Here is a 15,894-nt window from a genome sequence, read left to right on the forward strand (position 1 = left end):
CTTTGCGCGGGATGCGGCGCAATGCGGGCCCGATGACTGCCCAACCCGTTTCCTTGACTGAACTTGGGGCGCCCATGGACGCGCCCCAGCCCTCGATCGACCCTTTGCTGGCGCTGACGGCCAAAGGGATGGACGAGGTCAACGCCGTGATTCTCAGCCGCATGGAGAGCGAGATCCCGCTGATCCCGCAGCTTGCCGGGCATTTGATTTCGAGCGGGGGCAAGCGTCTCCGCCCGATGCTGACCGTCGCGGCGGCGGAACTGGTGGGTTATACGGGCGGCGCGCAATATGCGCTGGCTGCGGCGGTCGAATTCATTCACACCGCCACCCTGCTGCATGACGATGTGGTCGATGGCTCGGACCTGCGCCGGGGCAAGGCGGCGGCCAATATTATTTACGGCAATCCGGCCACGGTGCTGGTGGGCGACTATCTGTTCAGCCGCTCGTTTGAGCTGATGGTTGAGGCTGGGTCGCTGCGGGTGCTGGATATCCTGTCGCGCGCCTCCTCGATTATTGCCGAGGGCGAGGTCGATCAGTTGACCGCCCAGCGCAAGATTGAGACGAGCGAAGAACACTACCTCTCGATCATCGCCGCCAAGACCGCCGCGCTCTTCGCCGCCGCTTGCCGTATTTCGGCGGTTGTGGCCGGGCGCAGCGATGCCGAGGAGCAGGCGCTGGATGACTATGGTCGCTACCTTGGCGTGGCGTTCCAGTTGGTGGACGACGCCATTGATTATGATTCCGAAGCCGCCGAAATGGGCAAGGGCAAGGGCGACGATTTCCGCGATGGCAAGATGACGCTGCCGGTGATTCTCGCCTATGCCGCCGGCACCGAGGACGAAAAACAGTTCTGGCGCGACGCGATCGCCGGTTTCCGCGCGGAGGATGAGGATCTGGCCGAGGCCATCGCCATCATCGCTCGCCACGGCACCGTCGAGGCCACTCGTCAGCGCGCGGCCGATTATGCGCAGAAGGCGATTGATGCGTTGAGCATTTTCCCGGCGGGCGAGATGCGTTCGGCGCTGGAAGAAGCGGCGCTGTTTTCGGTGGCGCGGCGGTATTAAGAGGTAGTTGGCCTCCGGCGGGCAAAGGGTCTTGACCCTTTGCAATCCCATTATGGGGTTATGTCGAAACCGCGATGATGCGCTGTTCCGCGAAGCGGCTTATAAAGCCTGCGGCGCGGCCAGGTCACGCAAGGTTGATCTCATGGCGCCACAAAGTATCGGGATTGCAAAGGGCCCCCGCCCTTTGCCCGCCGGAGGCATCTAAAACCCTCCGCCCGAGCCCCACTTCCCTTTTCCTCTAAAATCCATATGACGCAAACCTGTGTCAGACCTCCCCATCCATACTGTCCTGCCTGAACTTCTGAAGGCCCTGCGTGACCGCCCTAATGCCGTGCTGATCGCGCCGCCCGGTGCGGGTAAGACGACCAGCGTAGCGCCTGCGTTGATCCGCGAAGCTTGGTGCGACGGCAAGGTGATCCTGCTCTCGCCCCGCCGCGTTGCCGCCCGCGCAGCGGCTGAGCGCATGGCAGAGGTGATGGGCGAGAAAGCGGGGCAGACGGTGGGCTATCTGACTCGTCTGGACAGCAAGCAGTCGGCTGCAACGCGCATTCTGGTGGTGACTGAGGCGATTTTTGTCGCCACCATTCTGGCCGACCCGGAGCTTAGCGGTATTTCGGCGGTGCTGTTCGACGAGGCGCATGAGCGTAATCTTGACAGTGACTTAGGTCTGGCTCTTGCAGTGGAGTGTCAGCAGGTTCTGCGCGAGGATCTGCGCATCATCCCCATGTCGGCCACGATTGACGGCGAGCGTTTCGCCGCCTTGCTCGGCCCCGATACGCCGGTGATCGAGAGCGAGGGCCGCGCATGGCCTTTGACCATCCGCTGGCTGGGCGCGCGGGCCGAAGCGCGCATCGACGAACAGATGGTCAGCGCCATCCTGACCGCATGGCGTGAGGAAGAGGGCGATATTCTGGCCTTCCTGCCCGGCGTTGGCGAAATCTCCCGCGTGGCGGAAAAGCTGGAGGAACGGCTGAAAGATGTGCCGATCCTGCCGCTGCATGGCCAATGCGAGCCGCAGGACCAGCGCGCCGCGATCCGCCGTGACCCGCAAGGCCGCCGCCGCATCGTGCTGGCCACCAGCATTGCCGAAACTTCGCTGACGCTCGATGGCGTGTCGGTGGTGGTCGATTGCGGCCTGTCGCGCCGCCCGGAATATGACAAGGCGGCGGGCGTCACGCGCCTGATCACCACGCGATCCCCGCAGGCTGCGGCGGCCCAGCGTGCTGGCCGCGCCGCGCGTCAGGGGCCGGGCACCGCCTATCGCCTGTGGGAGGAGGCCGCCCACGCGGGCCGCCCCGCTTTTGACCCGCCCGAAATGCTGACCAGCGATCTGGCGCCTTTCACGCTGGCGCTGGCTCAATGGGGGGCGCTTGATCCGGGCGCGATGGCGTGGATCGACCCGCCTCCGGCGGCGGCCCTCTCTGCGGCGCGGGCCAAACTGGTCAGCCTTGGCGCGCTCGATGGCGACCGGATCACCGACCATGGCCGCGCGATGGCCAGCCTGCCCATGGGGCCGGAGCAGGCGCATATGCTGCTCTATGGCGCGGCGCGCGGGGGCGGGGAAACAGCCGCAATGCTGGCGTTCCTGCTTCAGGAGCGCGCTCTGGGCGGGCGGGGCGAAGATCTTCTGACGCGGCTGGACCGCTGGCGCACGGATCGTTCGGCCAAGGCCGATGCGGCGCGGCAGATGGCAAAGCAATGGGCGCGGCGGGCCGAAAAGCTGGTCAAGCGCATCCCCGGCGAGGCTCCTCCTGCGGGGGTTCTGCTGGCCGAAGGTTTTCCGGATAATCTGGCCAAAAGGCGCGATGCCGGCGGCGAGGAATGGCTGGCGGCGGGGGGCAGGGGGCTGGTCCTCGATGGCCTTTCCTCGCTGGCCCGCGCCGAATATCTGGCCGTGGGCGAGGCGCAAGGCAGCGCGAAGGGCGCGCGGATCACCGGGGCGATTGCTTTGAGCGAGGCCGAGGTGCTCGAACATCTGGCGCATCGGATCGAACGGCGACAGACCCTGCGCTGGGTGACGGACGAGCGGCGGGTCGAGGCTTTGCTGGAGCGGCGGCTGGGCGCCTTCGTGTTCATGCGGGGCAGCGATCCCAAGCCCGATCCTGCCGCGATCACGGCCTTCCTGTGCGAGCGGATCAGGGCCGACGGGCTGGGCTTGCTGCCTTTGGGGCGGGCCAGCCTGGGCCTGCTCAAGCGCGCGCGCTTTGCCGGGGTGGAGGCGCTGAGCGAGCAGGCCTTGCTGGCTGATCTGGAGGATTGGGCGGGGCCGCATCTGAAACGGCGGCTGGATACGGTTGAGCCGGGCGCGCTGCATCAGGCCCTGCTCGACCGGTTGGGCTGGGACGGCAAGCAGACGCTTGACCGGCTGGTGCCCTCCGAATTTCGCAGTCCTGCGGGCAGCACCCATCCCATCGACTATGACGACGCAGGCGGGCCATCGGTCGAGGTGCGCGTGCAGGCGCTGTTTGGCCTCGAACGCCACCCCACCTTTGGCAATCCGCCCCAGCCCTTGCGGCTTTTGCTGACATCGCCCGGTGGAAAACCGATCCAGACCACGCTTGATCTGCCCGGATTTTGGCGCGGATCGTGGCGCGATGTGGTCAAAGACATGAAGGGGCGATACCCCAAACACCGCTGGCCCGACGAACCTTGGGCCGAAGACCCCAGCCTGAAGACGAAAAACGCGTTTCAGGCCCAACGTCGCTCTTGATTTATGGCGTGATTCGCTGGCATGGCAGCGCTTATGACCGCACGTATCTTTCAGCGCCCGAAGAACGCCATGCAGTCCGGCAAGGCCCTGCTGGACCAGTGGATCCTCGAATTCGCGCCCAACGAAGCCCGCCGCCCTGACCCCCTGATGGGCTGGCCCGGCAGCGCCGACACCCAAAATCAGGTGAACCTCAAGTTCGCCTCGCTGGATGAAGCGAAAGCCTATGCCGACGCGCATGGCATCGTGGCGACCATCCACGCCACGCCGCCGCGCCGCCTTAAGCTGCAGGCCTACGCGGATAATTTCCGCTAAGTGTCAAAGGGGCTTGCCTTTCGCGGCAAGCCTCGCCATAGGCCGCTCTGGGAGTCGGTCGGACGTTGCGTCCGCCAACCTGGTCAGGTCCGGAAGGAAGCAGCCACAACGGAATTGCCGCGGGTCGGCCGGCTCCTACTTTACAAAGAACCAGCTTTCGGGCTGGTTTTTTTGTTTGAGCGGTGGGTGGTTTATGCCTCCGGCGGGCAAAGGGTCTCGACCCTTTGCAATCCCATTACTGGGGTGGCGCCATATCGCTGGCTTTCCGCGAAGCGGCTTAATATCATTGCCTCCGGCGGTGCGGCGTTACGCCTTGGCCGAACCGACACGCAACGCATACAGTAATGGGAGCGCGAGGGACGAGTCCCTCGCATTTACCCTTTCCTTCTTCCTCCCAAGCCCTAGTTAGACAGACATGATGACTGATTCCTCGGACATGTTTGGCGGCGACGATGACGGCGATGATCTGCCGTGGGATGATGACGCGCCAGAAGCGCAACCCAGCGCGGCCGAACTGGAAGAGGCGGGGCAGGAAAGCATGTTCGGCGCGCCCGATCCGGCGCCCCCCTCTGTACCAAAGCCCGCGCCTGTGGTTTCAGCCCAGCCCTATCGCGTGCTGGCGCGCAAATATCGTTCGCAGACCTTTGCCGAGCTGATCGGTCAGGATGCGATGGTCCAGACGCTGGCCAATGCGATCAAGCGCGACCGCCTGGCCCATGCGTTTTTGATGACCGGCATTCGCGGGGTGGGCAAAACATCCACCGCCCGTCTGATTGCCAAGGCGCTCAATTGCGTGGGGGCCGATGGCAAGGGCGGACCGACGATTTCGCCCTGCGGCGTGTGCGAGCCCTGCGTGGCGATTGCCGAGGGGCGGCATATCGACGTGATCGAGATGGACGCGGCCAGCCATACCGGCGTGGACGACGTGCGCGAGATCATCGAGGCGGTGCGCTATGCGGCGGTTTCGGCGCGTTACAAGATCTATATCATCGACGAAGTTCACATGCTGTCTCGCAATGCTTTCAATGCCTTGCTCAAGACTCTTGAGGAACCGCCCGCGCATGTGAAATTCCTGTTTGCCACCACCGAGGTCGATAAGCTGCCGATCACCGTCCTGTCGCGGTGTCAGCGTTTCGACCTGAAGCGCATCCCGGCCAAATTGCTGGCCGAGCATTTCGGTGGCATTTGCGAAAAGGAAGGCGTGGCCATCGAGGCCGAGGCGCTGGGCATGATTGCCGAGGCGGCCGAAGGTTCGGCGCGCGACGGGCTTTCGATCCTCGATCAGGCGATTGCTCATGCCGATCAGGCCAGCGATTCCGACCACACCAACGTCACCGCCGAGAGCGTGCGCGAGATGCTGGGGCTGGCCGATAAGAGTGTGCAGCGTAAGCTGTTCGCGGCTCTGTTGGGCGGGGATGGGGCGGCTTTGCTGGATCTGGTCTCGGTGCAATTCGCGCTGGGGGTTGAACCCATCGCCCTGATGCGGTCCGCGATGGAGATTACCCATCGCATCACCGTGGCGCAGGTCGGCCGCGGCGAGGTTAAGGCTGTTTCCGAGGATGAACGCAAGGCCATCGAGGATTGGGCCAAGCGTTTGCCCCCCGGTCAGTTGCATCGCCTCTGGCAATTGCTGATCAAGGGGCATGACGAGGTCAAAACCGCGCCCGCGCCTTTGGTGGCGGCGGAAATGGCGCTGCTGCGATGCCTCCACGCCGCCGATATGCCCGATCCGGGGCAATTGGTGAAAAAGCTTGAAGGGCTTGCCGCGCAGGCTGTCGCCATGCCGGCGCCCGCTCCGGGAGAAAATGGCCCGGCCCCTGCCGCCCCGGCGATGAACTGGCGCGAACTGGTCGAGCATGTCGAGCATTACTCGATCCCGATGGGGGCGATGATGCGCGGACAGGTGCGCGTGGTGGAGCTTTCCCCCGCGCGGCTGGTTTTCGAGCAGGCTCCGGGCTTTGCGATGAATATCGTCGAGGACCTGCGCAAGATCCTGCGCGAGGTGACCGGCGATTTGTGGGAGGTTGAGCAGCGCAGAGAAGGCGGCGAGCCGACCTTGATGGAGCTTGAAGCCAAGGCCCGCGAGGCGCAGGTCAGCCAGCGCCAGCAATCGCCCCTGATGCAGGCCGCATTGGCCGCATTTCCTGGGGCGCAGGATATTACCGATGAAGGACAATCTGGCGGCTTTCAGCGCCGTCAGTCCTATGGGAGTCGTTAAATGAAGTCGATGGAAGAAATGATCAAGGCCGCCCAGCAGGCCGCCGAAACGATCCAGAAGCAGATGAACGAAACTCAGTCGAAGCTGGATTCGCTTGAAGTTGAAGGCAGCGCGGGAGGCGGTCTGGTCAAGATCCGCGCCAGCGCCAAGGGCAGGGTGATCGGCGTTTCGGTCGATGACAGCCTGCTGGTGCCTGCCGACAAGGGCATTCTGGAGGACCTGATCGCGGCCGCGTTTAATGATGCGCGCGCCAAGGCCGATGAAGTTGCCGGGGCCGAACTGGCCAAGGCGCAGAGCGGCATGGGCCTGCCCCCGGGCTTCAAGCTGCCGTTCTGATCATGAGAATGCAAATGGGGCTGTGGCGTGGCGCCATGGCCCTCATGCTGATTATGGGCGCGCCGGTGGCGCAGGCCGAAGATGCCGCCCCGGCCCCCGATCCGATCACCGCGACCTGTCATCCCGCCTTTACCGTCGATGGCGCAAAGCTGTCGGCGGGCACCGCCTTTGTGCTGGACATGACCGAGCCGCCCAGCGCGAGCAACCCGCTGGCGCCTCGTCCGCCTGCGCTGTTTCTGGTGACGGCGCTGCATCTGTTCGGGCCGAATGGCGGGCTGGCCTCGCAAATCGAATCCGAACATCTGCCCGACCATGTGAAGATGGACGCCTGTATCGGCGGCGATGGCCAACATTGGGCCGCGCGGCGCACGCTGGCGATTGCCGGAGCGGTACCGATGGCCTCGCCCTTTCGTGATGTGGCTGCCTTTGCCGCCGATCCGGCCGGGTTGAATGGCGCAACTCGTCTGCGATTGGCCGACAAGGGCCCGGCGGTGGGCGATGACGTGTGGGTGGTGGCCTCAATGGGCGGGGATGGGCGCATCCGGCGCTATGGCGCACGGGTGACCTATAATGGGCCCGAGGCGCTGCAATATGCCTTTGTCGATGGCACGCTGGCGTTGCAGGCCAGCAGTGGGGCGGCGGTGATCGATGGATCGGGCCGGGTGCTTGGCCTGCACCTGGGCGGGGGTAAGGATCGCGGCGATCTGTTGGGCATGGCGGTGCCGCTCGAGCGTTTGCGCAAGTTGATTGGCGAGGCGAAATAGGCGCCTGTCTCTGTGGGCAAATTGCAGGATGGCGCGATTGCAGCCTATTTCCCCATTGCGCCGCGCGCATCTGCTCCCCATATCCTCAAAAACAACGCAGGGCCGCCGTTCTTAGGTGCAGCCTGAATGGAAGATTATGACTGACGAGAACACTCCCTCGAATGTGATTGCGCCGCTGCCCCAGTTGCTGCCGATGCTGCCGCTGCGCGATATTGTGGTTTTTCCCGGCATGGTTGTGCCGCTGTTTGTGGGCCGCGAAAAATCGGTGGCCGCGCTTGAAGCAGCTATGGCAGGCGACAAGGATATCTTCCTGCTGGCCCAGCTTGACCCCGGCTGCGATGATCCCCATGCCGACGATCTCTATGATGTCGGTGTGGTGGCCACGGTGCTGCAACTGCTGAAGTTGCCCGATGGCACGGTGCGCGTTCTGGTCGAAGGCACGCGGCGCGCCCGCATGGTTGCGCTGACCGAGGAAGATGAGATGCTGCGCGCCGAACTGGCGCCGGTGGAAAGCGGCACGGCCGAAGGGCCGGAAGTCGCCGCCATGATGCGCAGCGTGGTCGATCAGTTTGGCGAATATGCCAAGCTGAACAAGAAGCTCTCGCAGGACGCGGGCGACCAGCTTTCCGAAATCGAGGACGCCTCGGCTCTGGCCGACCAGATCGCCAGCCATATCAGCGCCAAGGTGGCCGACAAGCAGGCCTTGCTGTCGGAAACCGATCCGTTGAAGCGGCTGGAAATGGTCTATGGCTTCATGGAAGGCGAACTGGGCGTTTTGCAGGTTGAGCGCCGCATCCGTGGGCGCGTCAAGCGGCAGATGGAAAAGACCCAGCGCGAATATTACCTCAACGAACAGTTGAAGGCGATTCAGAGCGAACTGGGCGGCGGCGATGAAAGCGGGGCGAATGAGATCGCTGAGCTTCAAGAGCGCATCAACAAGCTCAAGCTCTCCAAGGAAGCGCGGACCAAGGCCGAGACCGAGCTGAAAAAGCTCAAGACCATGCAGCCGATGAGTGCCGAGGCGACCGTCGTGCGCAATTATCTCGACGTGCTGCTGGGCCTGCCCTGGGGCAAGAAGAGCAAGCTGAAGAAGGACATCGGTGCCGCCCAAGCGGTGCTCGATGCCGACCACTATGCGCTCGACAAGGTCAAGGACCGCATCATCGAATATCTGGCGGTGCAGGCGCGGACCAACAAGCTGAAGGGTCCGATCCTGTGTCTGGTCGGCCCGCCGGGCGTGGGCAAGACCTCGCTTGGCAAGAGCATCGCCAAGGCTTGCGGGCGCGAATTCATCCGGCAATCGCTGGGCGGCGTGCGCGACGAGGCCGAGATCCGCGGCCATCGCCGGACTTATATCGGTTCGATGCCGGGCAAGATCGTGTCGAACCTGAAAAAGGCCGGCACGGGCAATCCGCTGTTCCTGCTGGACGAGATCGACAAGCTGGGTCAGGATTTCCGCGGCGATCCGGCCTCGGCACTGCTCGAAGTGCTGGACCCGGAACAGAATTCGAAATTCCAGGACCACTATCTGGAGCTGGATATCGACCTGTCGGACATCATGTTCGTCTGCACAGCCAACAGCCTGAACCTGCCCCAGCCTCTGCTGGACCGCATGGAGATCATCCGTCTGGAGGGTTACACCGAGGACGAGAAGGTCGAGATCGCCGAGCGCCATCTGGTGGCCAAGCAGGTCGAGGCGCATGGGTTGAAGAAGGGGGAGTTCACCCTGACGCAGCCCGCGCTGCGCGATCTGATCCGCTATTACACCCGCGAGGCGGGCGTTCGCACGCTGGAGCGCGAGATTGCCCGGCTGGCGCGCAAGACCTTGCGCAAGATCCTTGAGGGCAAGGAAAAGGGCGTGACCATTACGCCCGAAAATCTGGCCGATTTCGCCGGTGTCCGCAAATATCGGCACGGCGTGTCGGATGAGGAAAACCAGATTGGCGCGGTGACCGGGCTTGCATGGACCGAGGTGGGCGGCGAATTGCTGACCATCGAAAGCGTGACGGTGCCGGGCAAGGGCGCGGTCAAGACCACGGGCAAGCTGGGCGAGGTGATGAGCGAGAGCGTGCAGATGGCGTTCTCGTTCGTGAAGGCCCGCGCGCCTGCTTATGGCATCAAGCCGTCGATTTTTAACCGCAAGGATTTGCATATCCACCTGCCCGAAGGCGCCGTGGCCAAGGATGGGCCGAGCGCGGGCATCGGTATGGTGACCGCGATGGTTTCGACGCTGACCGGCATCCCGGTGCGTGCCGATGTGGCGATGACCGGCGAGGTCACGCTGCGCGGGCGGGTGCTGGCGATCGGGGGCCTCAAGGAAAAGCTGCTGGCCGCGCTGCGCGGCGGCATCAAGACCGTCCTGATCCCTGAGGAGAACGCCAAGGATCTGGCCGAGATCCCTGCCAATATCCGCGAGGGTCTGGAGATCGTGCCCGTGTCTCATGTGGATCAGGTGCTTGCGCGCGCGTTGGTTGAGGTGCCGCAGGCGATTGAATGGACCGAGGCTGACGATCTGGCCAGCCAGCCCGGTGCGACGCCTGCAGGCGGGGCTGCGCCTTCGACCGCCACGGCGCATTGATTTTGCTGCAATGCCGCGACTCGGGTTTACGCCCTTGTCGCGGATTGCCCTTGGGCGACGACAGGCCGGGTTTAGCCTTCCATTCGTCGAAAAACCCCCGATTTTCGGGGATAATTGCGGGTTTTTAATCGCATTTCGCTTTGACAGGGGCATTAAAAATCGCTCAATTCCGCCCGCTGTCGAGGCGACTCAAACAGATATTCTCAACGTCCTTTTCGGGGGTACCCAAATGAATAAGAACGAACTGATCGGCGCGGTTGCCGAAGCCAGCGGCCTTACCCGCAATGATGCGACCAAGGCTGTCGAAGGCGTGTTCGATGCGATTACCGCTGCTCTGAAGGCTGGCGATGAAGTCCGTCTGGTCGGCTTTGGCACTTTCTCGGTGGCCAAGCGCAAGGCCTCGACCGGTCGCAACCCCCGCACCGGCGAACCTCTGGCGATCTCGGCCTCGGCTCAGCCCAAGTTCAAGGCTGGCAAGGGCCTGAAGGACGCGGTGAACTGATCACCCGTTTTTGACTGCTGAATGGCTGAAACGCCTCGCAGCCATAAGCAGAAAAAACGCCGCCTCGGATCATCCGGGCGGCGTTTTTGTTTGAGGCCGGGAAGGGGGCTCTAAAGGCCCCCTTTGCCTTATTCGGCGCCTTCGCGTGTGGCTACGGCATAGAGCGCGATGGCGGCCGCATTCGACACATTGAGCGATTCCATCGCCTCACTGATCGGCAGGCGGGCCAGAGCATCGCAATGCTGGGTGATGTTGTGGCGCATGCCTTCGCCCTCAGCGCCCAGCACCAGCGCCACCGGCCCCGCGGTCATCGCCTGCGAGAGCGTAGCCTTGGCCTCACCGGCCAGACCGATGCGCCAATAGCCCGCTTCGGCGATTTCTTCGAGCGCGCGGGCCAGATTGACGACGCGCACCCAAGGTACGACCTCCAGAGCGCCGCTGGCCGATTTGGCGAGCGTGCCCGATTCGGGCGGCGCGTGGCGATCCTGGGTGATGATCGCAGCCGCGTTGAAGGCAGCGGCCGAACGCAGAATCGCGCCGACATTATGCGGATCGGTCACCTGATCCAGCACGATGATGGGGCGCGAGGGATCGCCATCGAGCACTTCGTCGAGGAAAATGTCTTCGAGGCAATCGCAATCCAACACCAGCCCCTGATGCGGCGCATCGCGCGCGACAAGGCGGCCCAGATCGGCGGCCTGCGCATATTCGACCGTGAAATCAGCGGGAAGCTCGCCATCCAGATTCGCAATGGCCTCACGCGTGGCCCACAGTTTGCGGTGGTTGCGGTCGGGATTCTTCAATGCGGCCTCGACCGCGTGATGGCCCCACAGGCGCACCGCGCCCTTGCTGGCTCGGCCCGAGCCGCGCCCGCCCTGCATGCGCCCTGCACGGCCCCGCATGGCCTTGCCCTTTCCGCGCCCGCCCTGTTGGGTGTCGTCGTCGCTGTGGCGGCTCATGAATTGTCCTTTCTGGCAAAAATTTCCCCGCCTTTGCCAATTCGAGTGTTGACAGGCAAGGGCAAGATCCTCATAGGCGCGGTCCTCGGCTGAAAGGCTCCACACAAATGGGGCCATTCGGGGGGAAACCCCCAAGCTGGATAGCCTCGCAAGAGGCCTGACGGTGTGGACAGGTGGCCGAGTGGTTAATGGCAGCAGACTGTAAATCTGCCCGCGAGAGCGTACGCTAGTTCGAATCTAGCCCTGTCCACCACCGTTGCAGTTTTCCCATACACATGATCGTGATCGGCCCCAAGGGGCTTGGCTTCTGGCTGGGTTTTGCCGCCGTGCCTGTCCCGGCATTCGACAGACAATTTATCCACAATGATTTCTGCCTGTTGACAGACGTGATCAACACCCCCATAGGCGCGGACCTCGGCTGAGCGGCTCCATCCAAATGGCGCTGTTCGGGGGGAGACCCCCAAGCTCGAATGCCTTGAAAAAGGCATAACGGTGTGGACAGGTGGCCGAGTGGTTAATGGCAGCAGACTGTAAATCTGCCCGCGAGAGCGTACGCTAGTTCGAATCTAGCCCTGTCCACCACCGTTTCCTTCAAATAGCCGGAAGGTTGCGCCCGACACATGGCCCGGCGCAACGCTCGACATGGCCTTATTGCTGCGGCTTGCTGGCGGGAGCAGGCGTGGCCGCAGGCTCGGATGCTGCGGGCGCGGATGCTGCGGCGCGGGCCTTGCGCATGGTCTCGATCTCGGCGCCGGTCTTGTAATCAAGCAGCTCGACCTGAAACACCAGATCGGAATTGGCCGGGATCGGGCCTGCGGCCTGCGCACCATAGCCCATGGCCGCAGGGATGCAGAAACGCGCCACGCCACCCTTGGGCACCATCTGAAGCCCTTGCGAAAAGCCGGGGATCACGCCTGCGACGGGAAAGGTCGCCTGCATCCCCTGATCGAACACCGCGCCCGTGGCGGCCAGATAACCGATGTAATTGACCAGCACATAATCCTCTTCGGCCGGGACCGGGCCGGTCGCGGGGCGCAGCATGGTGAAGCTGACGCCCGAAGAGGTCTTGGTGCTGCACAGGCGCTGTGCCGGGGGCAGGATCGGGTTGAGCGGCAGGGGGATGATGCCATTGTTCGCGGTGAGCGCCGGTTTGGCCGCAGCAGCCGTTTTTGCCGCCGCAGGCTTGTGCGCCGGGGCGGCGGCATGGACAGGCGCGATCAGGGAAAGAGCCGCCAGAGAATACAGGGGCAGGGCGAGGGGCGACAGAGCGCGATACAGTTGCTTCATGGTTTCAAGATATAGGCAGGATGGAGCGTCCCGATCAAGTCGATGGCAATTATCCCACAACTCAGCATTTTGCCTGATGCCAAATGCGTGGATTTTGGCATGGTGCGGGCCTAAACAGGGCCATCGCAAGGCTCGCATCTGAAAGAGGATCTGCCATGTCGGACGCATTGCTGGGTCAGATTTCCGAAACGGTCGCAAGCGCGCAGACGGTCGAACAGCTCACGCGCCCCTTGCTGACCATGCTCGAACTGGTGACGGGGCTGGAAAGCACCTATCTGACCCGGATCGACGAGACGGCCGGTGTCCAGAGCATCCTCTATGCCCGCAACAGCAAGGTGATGCAGATCCCCGAGGGGCTCTCAGTGCCTTGGGGCGACACTTTGTGCAAACGCGCGCTGGACGCCGGACAGCCCTTTACCGACGATGTGGCGGGGTGCTGGGGCGATTCGGATGCGGCGCGCGCGCTGGGCATATGCACCTATGCCTCCACCCCCGTCCGGATGGAGGACGGCAGCCTGTTCGGCACGCTATGCGCCGCCAGCTCGGAAAAGCGCCCGATCACGCAAGAGGGGCGTCAGGTGCTGTTGCTGTTCGGCACCCTGATCCAGCAGCATATTCAGCGCGAAAACCTGCTGGAAAAGCTCCAGCGGGCCAATCGCGAGCTTGAGGGCTTTTCCTTCACCGATACGCTGACCGGCCTGCCCAACCGCCGCTTCATCTTTCAGGAACTTGGTCGCCTGTTCAGCCTAGCTCAGCGCGAGGGGCGGCGGGTAACGGTGGCCTTTATCGATCTTGATGGTTTCAAACAGATCAATGACACCTATGGCCATGAAACCGGCGATGCTTTCCTGATCGAGGTCGGGCGGCGGCTGGCCGCAGGTATGCGGGGCAGCGATCTGCTCGGGCGACTGGGGGGCGATGAATTCGTGCTTGCGGGGCTGGGCCCGGCGCAGGGGCAGGACGTCGAGCTGACCGTGGCGGCGATGCGGCGGCGGCTGGCCGGGCTGGTTGAGGGGCATTATGATCTGCCCTGCTGCGCGGTGGATTATCCCGGCGCCAGTCTGGGCATCATCAGCGCCGACCCGCGCGAAACCACCGTCGATCAGGCGCTTCAGGATGCCGACGCCGCCATGTATCTGGAAAAACGCCAACGCCGCGAGGCCCGCGCCCAGCCGGCCTGAGCGCTCATTCCGGATGCGACATTAGTATATTTTCGTGTTTTTTCGTCCCGCCGTTAAGTGTTTTTGGCAGAGGTGAGGAACCGAAGCCGCGTCTGCGGCATTGGTTAGCGACGGGACGAAAGGATGAAATATGTGGCTGCTTGACCGCTTCCTCCGCCGTGCGATCCGCACCGGACCTTTGCAGATCACGGATGCGGATGGAACGGTTCATCTTTATGGTTCGGGGCAGGGCGCGCCTCTATGTCTGCGCTTTACCGACAGACGCACCGCAGGCCATATCGCGCGCAACCCTTCGCTGGGCGCGGGCGAGGCCTATATGCGCGGGTGGATGGTGGTCGAGCCGCCCCATGACATCCGCGATCTGGTGCTGATGATCGGTGCCGAGGCCAAGGCGGCCAAGACCCATATGGACGCGCCGGGACGGCTCAGCCGGATGATCGACCGCGTGGCGTGGCGTCTGGATCAGTTCAATGATCGCCGCCGCTCCAGCCGCAATGTACGCCACCATTATGACCTTACGCGCCAGTTCTACGAAATGTTCCTCGACGAGGACCGGCAATATACGATGGCCTATTTCTCCGGACCTCAGGTGGGGCTGGAACAGGCCCAACTGGAAAAGAAGGCGCTGATTGCGGCCAAATTGCATCTGCCGGCCGATGCGCGCGGGATGCGGGTTCTGGATATAGGCTGCGGCTGGGGCGGGTTGGGGCTTTACCTCAACCGCCATTACGGTTGCGAGGTGCTGGGCATTTCGCTGGCCCCCGATCAGGTCGCCTTTGCGCAGGAGCGTGCGCAGGCCGCAGGCGTTGCCGACAAGGTGCAGTTCCGCCTTGTCGATTACCGCGATCTGACCGAGACATTCGACCGGATCACCAGCGTGGGCATGATCGAGCATGTCGGCGCGCGCCATTTCGACGAATATTTCGGTCATACGTTTAATCGGCTGGCCGATGATGGCGTGATGCTGACGCACACGATCGGGCGCGCGGGCGGGCCGGGCTTTACCGATGCGTGGACGCGCAAATATATCTTCCCCGGCGGCTATATCCCGGCGATGAGCGAACTGGTGGGCGCCATCGAGCGGACCGGATGGAAAACCGGCGATATCGAGGTGCTGCGCTATCACTATGCCGATACGCTGGCTGAATGGTATCGGCGCACCACGCTGCATGCTGACCGGATCGCGGCTATGTATGATGAGGAACTGCTGCGCATGTGGCAATTCTATCTGGTCGGGGCCGAACAGGCGTTCCGTCAGGGCAATATGGTCAATTTCCACATCCAGAACGTGAAGCGGCAGGACACCTTGCCGATGACCCGCGACTATATAGCCGCCGAAATGCGCCGCCTTTTGTCCAAAGAGGCCCCGCCGGTCTGGCATCTGGCGCCTAAGGTTGCTTGAAAACGGGCGGAACTTGATCGATTTGCGCTGATTCTTCGTTAATTTTCGGTTAAGGTTTTCTTGACAAATCTTGGTGTGCGGATAGTCCGCGCAGCAATGTTTTGTCGCACTCTAAAATACGCTGCGCTTAAATCGGCCCTTTGCTTCGCCGCGATTGCGGCGGCTGACCATGCCTGTGCTGCGCAAGACAATGTACAGCATTCGCCGGGGGCTTTTTTGGTCCGCAAGCGGCCGAAATGGCCTATTTCTTCGGAGTCAGCGGTACGTTCCCGTCGGGATATAGCGGTTTTGTGCTGGGATCGGTTGCGGGTCGCAAGCCCTGATTTTATGTCGGGGGAATAAAGCACATTCCCCCGCATTTTGAAGCGATAGGGAGCCAGCTCATATCAGCATGAACCGGCTCCCTATCGCCATGAAATCAAGCGGCGCGCAAGAATCTCGACCTGAAGGAATGCCCGTCAACGAGCAGGAGCACGAGAGGTCTTGAAAGCTGATGGGGTGGACGCCCCCCGACGGCATCGATGTGCCATAGTGGAGGTGTTGAACACCACTGAAGGAGGCGTCCGTGTCGGAGGTTATCA

Annotated in this window: 13 protein-coding genes, 2 tRNA genes and 1 other RNA gene; 14 read left to right on the plus strand and 2 right to left on the minus strand. The window is 63.0% G+C overall.

The features are described 5' to 3' along the window. Positions 1 to 32: 32 nt before the first annotated feature. The 9 genes from FHW96_RS15410 to FHW96_RS26515 all read left to right on the plus strand — a co-directional run bounded on the left by FHW96_RS15410 (position 33) and on the right by FHW96_RS26515 (position 10,484). Positions 33 to 1,064, plus strand: a complete 1,032-nt coding sequence (locus tag FHW96_RS15410; RefSeq protein WP_172341455.1) for a polyprenyl synthetase family protein — start codon at positions 33 to 35, stop codon at positions 1,062 to 1,064. A gap of 262 nt (positions 1,065 to 1,326) precedes the next feature. Then, the gene (gene hrpB / locus FHW96_RS15415) at positions 1,327 to 3,774 is read left to right on the plus strand and encodes an ATP-dependent helicase HrpB (protein WP_172341456.1); all 2,448 of its coding nucleotides are present in this window, start codon (positions 1,327 to 1,329) and stop codon (positions 3,772 to 3,774) included. A 33-nt stretch (positions 3,775 to 3,807) separates the two neighbouring features. Beyond that, the gene (locus tag FHW96_RS15420) at positions 3,808 to 4,086 is read left to right on the plus strand and encodes an ETC complex I subunit (protein WP_172341457.1); all 279 of its coding nucleotides are present in this window, start codon (positions 3,808 to 3,810) and stop codon (positions 4,084 to 4,086) included. Positions 4,087 to 4,133: 47 nt separating this feature from the next. After that, an RNA gene (gene ffs, locus FHW96_RS15425) (signal recognition particle sRNA small type) lies at positions 4,134 to 4,228 on the plus strand. Positions 4,229 to 4,504: 276 nt separating this feature from the next. Beyond that, positions 4,505 to 6,304 carry a DNA polymerase III subunit gamma/tau gene (locus tag FHW96_RS15430; RefSeq protein ID WP_371815731.1) on the plus strand — a complete coding sequence of 600 codons (1,800 nt, stop codon included), beginning with the start codon at positions 4,505 to 4,507 and terminating at the stop codon, positions 6,302 to 6,304. After that, complete coding sequence (locus FHW96_RS15435) at positions 6,305 to 6,640, plus strand: YbaB/EbfC family nucleoid-associated protein (RefSeq protein ID WP_168604628.1); 336 nt, start codon at positions 6,305 to 6,307, stop codon at positions 6,638 to 6,640. A gap of 44 nt (positions 6,641 to 6,684) precedes the next feature. Next, positions 6,685 to 7,404: a trypsin-like peptidase domain-containing protein gene (locus FHW96_RS15440; RefSeq protein ID WP_172341459.1), complete on the plus strand. Its 720-nt coding sequence runs from the start codon at positions 6,685 to 6,687 to the stop codon at positions 7,402 to 7,404. A gap of 136 nt (positions 7,405 to 7,540) precedes the next feature. Beyond that, entirely contained in the window at positions 7,541 to 9,982 is a 2,442-nt protein-coding gene (gene lon / locus FHW96_RS15445) for an endopeptidase La (RefSeq protein ID WP_172341460.1), read from the plus strand. Positions 9,983 to 9,992: 10 nt separating this feature from the next. After that, positions 9,993 to 10,484 carry an HU family DNA-binding protein gene (locus tag FHW96_RS26515; RefSeq protein ID WP_256432867.1) on the plus strand — a complete coding sequence of 164 codons (492 nt, stop codon included), beginning with the start codon at positions 9,993 to 9,995 and terminating at the stop codon, positions 10,482 to 10,484. Between the two features lie 128 nt (positions 10,485 to 10,612). On the opposite strand, the gene rlmB is transcribed toward FHW96_RS26515, so the two are convergent. Beyond that, positions 10,613 to 11,443, minus strand: coding sequence for a 23S rRNA (guanosine(2251)-2'-O)-methyltransferase RlmB (gene rlmB, locus FHW96_RS15455; RefSeq protein ID WP_172341462.1), 831 nt, complete (start codon positions 11,441 to 11,443; stop codon positions 10,613 to 10,615). 167 nt (positions 11,444 to 11,610) lie between these two features. Between rlmB and FHW96_RS15460 the strand changes: the two genes are divergently transcribed. From FHW96_RS15460 to FHW96_RS15470, 3 genes are all read left to right on the plus strand, one after another. Beyond that, positions 11,611 to 11,696, plus strand: a tRNA-Tyr gene (locus FHW96_RS15460). 22 nt (positions 11,697 to 11,718) lie between these two features. Beyond that, positions 11,719 to 11,865 carry a hypothetical protein gene (locus tag FHW96_RS15465; protein ID WP_172341463.1) on the plus strand — a complete coding sequence of 49 codons (147 nt, stop codon included), beginning with the start codon at positions 11,719 to 11,721 and terminating at the stop codon, positions 11,863 to 11,865. A gap of 74 nt (positions 11,866 to 11,939) precedes the next feature. After that, positions 11,940 to 12,025: transfer RNA gene (locus FHW96_RS15470), tRNA-Tyr, on the plus strand. 66 nt (positions 12,026 to 12,091) lie between these two features. Here the strand turns inward: FHW96_RS15470 and FHW96_RS15475 are convergent. Beyond that, positions 12,092 to 12,730 carry an FKBP-type peptidyl-prolyl cis-trans isomerase gene (locus FHW96_RS15475; protein ID WP_172341464.1) on the minus strand — a complete coding sequence of 213 codons (639 nt, stop codon included), beginning with the start codon at positions 12,728 to 12,730 and terminating at the stop codon, positions 12,092 to 12,094. A 155-nt stretch (positions 12,731 to 12,885) separates the two neighbouring features. Here FHW96_RS15475 and FHW96_RS15480 point away from each other — a divergent pair, with 155 nt between their 5' ends. Both FHW96_RS15480 and FHW96_RS15485 read left to right on the plus strand, forming a co-directional pair. Then, positions 12,886 to 13,911, plus strand: coding sequence for a diguanylate cyclase domain-containing protein (locus tag FHW96_RS15480; protein ID WP_172341465.1), 1,026 nt, complete (start codon positions 12,886 to 12,888; stop codon positions 13,909 to 13,911). Positions 13,912 to 14,041: 130 nt separating this feature from the next. Further along, the gene (locus FHW96_RS15485) at positions 14,042 to 15,313 is read left to right on the plus strand and encodes a cyclopropane-fatty-acyl-phospholipid synthase family protein (protein WP_172341466.1); all 1,272 of its coding nucleotides are present in this window, start codon (positions 14,042 to 14,044) and stop codon (positions 15,311 to 15,313) included. The last annotated feature ends 581 nt before the right edge of the window (positions 15,314 to 15,894 follow it).

The organism is Novosphingobium sp. SG751A (genome assembly GCF_013149295.1).
In the GTDB taxonomy this organism is placed as follows: Bacteria; Pseudomonadota; Alphaproteobacteria; order Sphingomonadales; family Sphingomonadaceae; genus Novosphingobium.

Excerpts from the sequence above, each read along its gene's own strand:
- FHW96_RS15410 (WP_172341455.1), top strand. The coding sequence starts at position 33 with ATGACTGCCCAACCCGTTTCCTTGACTGAACTTGGGGCGCCCATGGAC.
- FHW96_RS15420 (WP_172341457.1), top strand. The coding sequence starts at position 3,808 with ATGACCGCACGTATCTTTCAGCGCCCGAAGAACGCCATGCAGTCCGGC.
- FHW96_RS15430 (WP_371815731.1), top strand. The coding sequence starts at position 4,505 with ATGACTGATTCCTCGGACATGTTTGGCGGCGACGATGACGGCGATGAT.
- FHW96_RS15435 (WP_168604628.1), top strand. The coding sequence starts at position 6,305 with ATGAAGTCGATGGAAGAAATGATCAAGGCCGCCCAGCAGGCCGCCGAA.
- FHW96_RS15440 (WP_172341459.1), top strand. The coding sequence starts at position 6,685 with ATGCTGATTATGGGCGCGCCGGTGGCGCAGGCCGAAGATGCCGCCCCG.
- lon (WP_172341460.1), top strand. The coding sequence starts at position 7,541 with ATGACTGACGAGAACACTCCCTCGAATGTGATTGCGCCGCTGCCCCAG.
- FHW96_RS26515 (WP_256432867.1), top strand. The coding sequence starts at position 9,993 with ATGCCGCGACTCGGGTTTACGCCCTTGTCGCGGATTGCCCTTGGGCGA.
- rlmB (WP_172341462.1), bottom strand. The coding sequence starts at position 11,443 with ATGAGCCGCCACAGCGACGACGACACCCAACAGGGCGGGCGCGGAAAG.
- FHW96_RS15465 (WP_172341463.1), top strand. The coding sequence starts at position 11,719 with ATGATCGTGATCGGCCCCAAGGGGCTTGGCTTCTGGCTGGGTTTTGCC.
- FHW96_RS15475 (WP_172341464.1), bottom strand. The coding sequence starts at position 12,730 with ATGAAGCAACTGTATCGCGCTCTGTCGCCCCTCGCCCTGCCCCTGTAT.
- FHW96_RS15480 (WP_172341465.1), top strand. The coding sequence starts at position 12,886 with ATGTCGGACGCATTGCTGGGTCAGATTTCCGAAACGGTCGCAAGCGCG.
- FHW96_RS15485 (WP_172341466.1), top strand. The coding sequence starts at position 14,042 with ATGTGGCTGCTTGACCGCTTCCTCCGCCGTGCGATCCGCACCGGACCT.